6 protein-coding genes are annotated in these 4,156 nt (G+C 62.9%); all 6 read left to right on the forward strand.

Features of this window, described 5'->3' with window-relative positions:
- The first annotated feature begins 369 nt into the window (after positions 1 to 369).
- The 6 genes from QZY07_RS08795 to QZY07_RS08820 all read left to right on the forward strand — a co-directional run bounded on the left by QZY07_RS08795 (position 370) and on the right by QZY07_RS08820 (position 4,036).
- A complete protein-coding gene (locus QZY07_RS08795; RefSeq protein WP_295401649.1) occupies positions 370 to 612 on the forward strand; it encodes a recombinase family protein in 243 nt (80 codons plus the stop codon).
- Between the two features lie 124 nt (positions 613 to 736).
- A complete protein-coding gene (locus tag QZY07_RS08800) occupies positions 737 to 1,207 on the forward strand; it encodes a hypothetical protein (RefSeq protein ID WP_295401650.1) in 471 nt (156 codons plus the stop codon).
- Complete coding sequence (locus QZY07_RS08805) at positions 1,134 to 3,044, forward strand: terminase gpA endonuclease subunit (protein ID WP_295401652.1); 1,911 nt, start codon at positions 1,134 to 1,136, stop codon at positions 3,042 to 3,044. The genes QZY07_RS08800 and QZY07_RS08805 overlap by 74 nt, the downstream gene beginning before the upstream one ends.
- Before the next feature lie 11 nt (positions 3,045 to 3,055).
- Entirely contained in the window at positions 3,056 to 3,265 is a 210-nt protein-coding gene (locus QZY07_RS08810; protein ID WP_295401654.1) for a hypothetical protein, read from the forward strand.
- Positions 3,262 to 3,741, forward strand: a complete 480-nt coding sequence (locus QZY07_RS08815; RefSeq protein ID WP_295401656.1) for a hypothetical protein — start codon at positions 3,262 to 3,264, stop codon at positions 3,739 to 3,741. The genes QZY07_RS08810 and QZY07_RS08815 overlap by 4 nt, the downstream gene beginning before the upstream one ends.
- Before the next feature lie 94 nt (positions 3,742 to 3,835).
- On the forward strand, positions 3,836 to 4,036 hold the full coding sequence (locus QZY07_RS08820; protein ID WP_295401658.1) for a hypothetical protein: 201 nt from the start codon (positions 3,836 to 3,838) through the stop codon (positions 4,034 to 4,036).
- Positions 4,037 to 4,156 lie beyond the last annotated feature (120 nt).

Consider the following 4,156-nt stretch of genomic DNA (forward strand, 5'->3'; position numbering starts at 1 on the left):
GCGGTCGAAACGAATCATCAATGGGTTACAGCCTGTTTCTGACCCTATCGTACGGTGATTTCACACCATCTTCGACCAAGGGTCCAGATCATAACAGATTGTTTTTATAAGACGAAACAGGTTATCGTTCAGGCACTAGATTGCTGCTAGACTACAGCTAGATTCAGCGAGATAGGAGCGAGACCATGACCGAACAGCTTGCCTTACGTTTCCCGGACGGTACCCGTGAGCGCATCCGGGCGCTGGCCCATCCCGGCGAGACCATGACCAACGTCATCCTGCGGGCGCTGGTCTGCCTGAGCGCCCACGGGGAGGACAGGACGACCGGGCAACGGCCTACAGATCCAGATCGATGCGCTTGCGGCCCGTGTGGTGGCCCTGGAAGGCAAGCCATCAACGACCCAGCAACGGCCCAGCAACGACAGCCCCGACCGACTGGCTGCACTGGAGCGCGTGCGACGGCTACGGGAGACCGGCGTCAGCTTCCAACAGATCGCCAACACGCTGAACCAGGAAGGCACCCCGACCCTTTCCGGGCGTGGGCAGTGGCAACCTGGCACCATTGGTAAGATGATGGGAGAGACATTCAACTCGCGAGGGAGTGAAGCATGAACGTGCGGGGAACGTCCGCGAACGCGCGGGGAATGAAGCGCGCGGGTCCTTCTGGAGACCCTTATACCGGGGGTTTTCGCGCCGCGCAGTTTGTCTAGCCATCGCGCCCTATAGGACATCATTGATGAGTCTCGAAAGTATGAATCGGCTGTCCGATATGACCGGATTCAGCCCGCGCACCATCAAGGGGCGACTCGAACGACTGAGCGGCATTCGGGAGGGCGCCGCCCTGCTTTACGAAACCCGCGATGCGCTACCTCTGCTCTACAAGGCCGACCTTGGACCCAAGCTCTTCGACCTGGAACAAGAACGCGCCCGCCTCTCCCACCACCAGGCCAATCGGGAAGCCCTGAAAGAAGGCATCGAACGCGGGGAGCTGGTTCCCGCTCAAGAGGTCATCGAGCTGGGCGCGGTCACCATCGCCGCGGCACGCGCCAAGATCCTGGCCATTTCAAGCAAGCTGCGCGGACGGTTCCCGACGCTCCCGCCGGAAGCCTTCGACGCCCTGGAGCAGTTGCACCATGAAGCCCTTACCGAACTCGGAAGCGACGGACTCCATGCCGATCTGCGGGCGCGTCTCGACCGCTCTTTGTAACGCCTGGCTCCCGCCGCCGGATCTGACGATCAGCCAGTGGGCTGAAAGGTACGGTGTGCTCCCTGCCGAAAGCTCCACCGAGCCCGGCCGCTGGCATGCGATCCCATATCAAGTTGCCCTTCTCGACGCCTGCGGACATGAGCTGGTGGAGCGGATCACCATCATGAAATCGAGTCGTGTCGGGTATACCAAGGTGCTCGGACACCTGATCGGCTACCACGTCCATCAAGACCCCTGCTCTATCCTCGTGGTGCAACCCACCATTGACGACGCCGAGGGCTGGTCCAAGGAGGAACTTCAGCCTGTCATCGAACAAACCGACGTCCTGCGCGCCCTGATCGCCCCGCCACGGTCGCGCGATTCCGGCAATACCATTCTGAGGAAACGCTACCCCGGCGGGATCCTGCATGTCGTGGGCGCCAATTCCGCCCGCGGCTTTCGTCGGATCACCGTCCGGCTGGTGCTCTTCGACGAGATCGACGGCTACCCTGCCACCGCCGGCAACGAAGGGGATCAAGAGAAGCTGGGCGAGATGCGGGCATCGACCGCCTGGGATCGCAAAATCGTCAAGGGATCGACCCCCACCGAGGCCGGCGTCTCCCGCATCGAACGGGCATTCGAGGCCAGCTCGCAAGGTCATTACGTCCTGACCTGTCCCCATTGCGCGGGCGAGCACATCCGCCGCCTGCTGCGCCCCGACAAGGCCCTTTTGATCCGTGGTCAACCGATGCCCGTCGCGCATCTGGATCTGGAGCAAGCCGCCTGGATCTGTCCCCATTGCGAAACCGCCATCGATCACCGTCACCACCGCCGCATGATCGAGGGCGGTTACTGGCTGGGCGAAGACTGGTCTTGGCGTCCGGGTCAGGGGTTCGCCTTCCTGCCCAGCTTCGCGGGACACGTCGGCTTTCACATCTGGGCAGGCTACAGCTACAGCCCCAACAGCACCCCCGCCAAGCTGGCGCGCGAATACCTGAGCGTCAAGGACGATCCGGAGCAGCTCAAGACCTTTGTCAATACCGTGCTGGGCGAGGTCTACCGGGAGCCCGGCGAGCAACTGGACGCCGATCTGCTCATGGCCCGCGCCGAGCACTACCTCGCCGAAGTTCCCGAGGGCGTGTTGGTGCTGACCTGCGGCGTCGACGTGCAGTCTGACCGTCTGGAGCTGGAAGTGGTCGGCTGGGGCGCGGGCGAGGAGTCATGGTCCATCGATTACCAGGCCATCGTCGGCGATCCGGTACAGGATGACGTGTGGCTGGAACTGTTGGAGGTCTGGAAGCAGGCCCGCTATGCCCGCGCCGATGGCTCCACGCTCGGACTGAGCGCGCTGTGCGTCGACTCTGGATTCCTGCCCAAGCGGGTTTATCAGTTCGTCACGCTGGCCGGAAGCATTCACGTCTACCCCACCAAAGGCCGCGCGGGCGCCTATCCCGTGATCGAACAGAAGCTGGCCCGCGACCGCCGCCGCGCCAAGCGCAAGAAGGCCGGCGCCGCGCCCGAAATGCTCGGAGTCGACGAGGCGAAGTCCATCATCACCCGGCGATTGAAGGGCGTCACCCGGCCCGGTCCTGGCTATGCCCATTTCCCGCACGACCGCGATGCCGAATGGTTCAGGCAGTTGACCGGCGAGCGTCTCGTGATCCGCTACCCCCGAGGCGGGCGCCCCGTGCGCGAATGGATCAAGGTCTATCAGGCCGTGGAGGCGCTGGATTGCCGCGTCTATGCCTATGCGGCCCTGCTGCTGTCGGGCGTCGACTTGGCACGGGAAGCCGAGCGACTCAAACAGCCGTCCATCCTGTTCGGGACGGATTTAAGGCACCGCTACAACGTCCTTTAGGAGCCGACAGTATGGCCATGACGAAAGAAGAATTCCGCGCCGCGATCCGTCGCCACGGCTACACCCTGGCCGAATTCGCCGATGACTTCGGCGTGAGCTACGACACCGTGAGGCGCTGGGGCGCCGATTACAGCGTCCCGCGCTGGACGTTGTGTCTGCTGCTTGTCATGGACCAGTACGGCATTTGGCCGCGAGTCAGCCAAAGGGAGCCAAAGCGATGAATCCAGCCGAGCAACTCATTCGCCTTGCCGACGAACTGGACGCAAGGCACCCGCCGCCGGACTCTCCCGCGCATGCGTTCGTGGAGGGCGTGCGGGCATGGATCGCTGGCGACTTCGATAGCCTGGATGCCGCGCTGAACCTCACCAGTGGACAAGCCGGAATCGAATCGCCGCTGACGCGCTTCAAACGCGCCTGTCGCGACCGGTATTTGAGGCAGGCATGGGAGCAAATCGACGCCACCAAGCCCTATCGCCGATCAACCGCCCTCGCCGCCGAGATCAGGCGTTTCGAGGGCGCTATCTGGCCCCGCTGGCGTGGCTTGGATACGCCGCCGGCGGGTTGCTCGTCGCTGCGCGGGTTGCTCTTCATGGCCCGCCGGCAAGGCGGCCCCCTCCCGACTGGCGAAAGCTATCTGCACCGTCTTGTGACTTCCGCGAACATCCCTATTGATTGCGGGGATCAAGGACCATTCTGATTCTGCCGGCTGGGCTGCGGTCTGGCTGGCGCTCTAGTGGCCCGCTCGCCGGTCTGCGGGGGAAAAAAGACCGGCGCCCAATCAGGATCACAACATGCTCGGTGCAAGCGATAACGTCAGTTGGCAATACACCCGGCAACTTGAACGGCTCGACAGCCAGCTTGACGAGGTCCGCCGTGACGCTCGCCTTTCTGGCGCCGACATCCCGAGCCTGACGCAAGAGGCGGAGCGCCTGACTCAGGTCCGCAAGGAATTGATCGAGGACGTCCGAAAGATCGGGATTCCGCTTTACTAGGAGCCTGTCCGACTTAGGTCGGACGTCGCGGCGAAGCCGCTCTGGAGGCTGAAAATCAAGGTGACTTTCTCATCAATGGGTCATTGAATGGCCATTTTTCACGACATCGACGCCACGTCA

The sequence above is a fragment of the uncultured Thiocystis sp. genome (assembly GCF_903866365.1).
GTDB lineage: Bacteria > Pseudomonadota > Gammaproteobacteria > Chromatiales > Chromatiaceae > Chromatium.

What these genes read in the sequence shown, in the direction of transcription:
- QZY07_RS08800 (WP_295401650.1), top strand. Translation starts at nt 737, where the DNA reads ATGAGTCTCGAAAGTATGAATCGGCTGTCCGATATGACCGGATTCAGC.
- QZY07_RS08805 (WP_295401652.1), top strand. Translation starts at nt 1,134, where the DNA reads ATGAAGCCCTTACCGAACTCGGAAGCGACGGACTCCATGCCGATCTGC.
- QZY07_RS08810 (WP_295401654.1), top strand. Translation starts at nt 3,056, where the DNA reads ATGGCCATGACGAAAGAAGAATTCCGCGCCGCGATCCGTCGCCACGGC.
- QZY07_RS08815 (WP_295401656.1), top strand. Translation starts at nt 3,262, where the DNA reads ATGAATCCAGCCGAGCAACTCATTCGCCTTGCCGACGAACTGGACGCA.
- QZY07_RS08820 (WP_295401658.1), top strand. Translation starts at nt 3,836, where the DNA reads ATGCTCGGTGCAAGCGATAACGTCAGTTGGCAATACACCCGGCAACTT.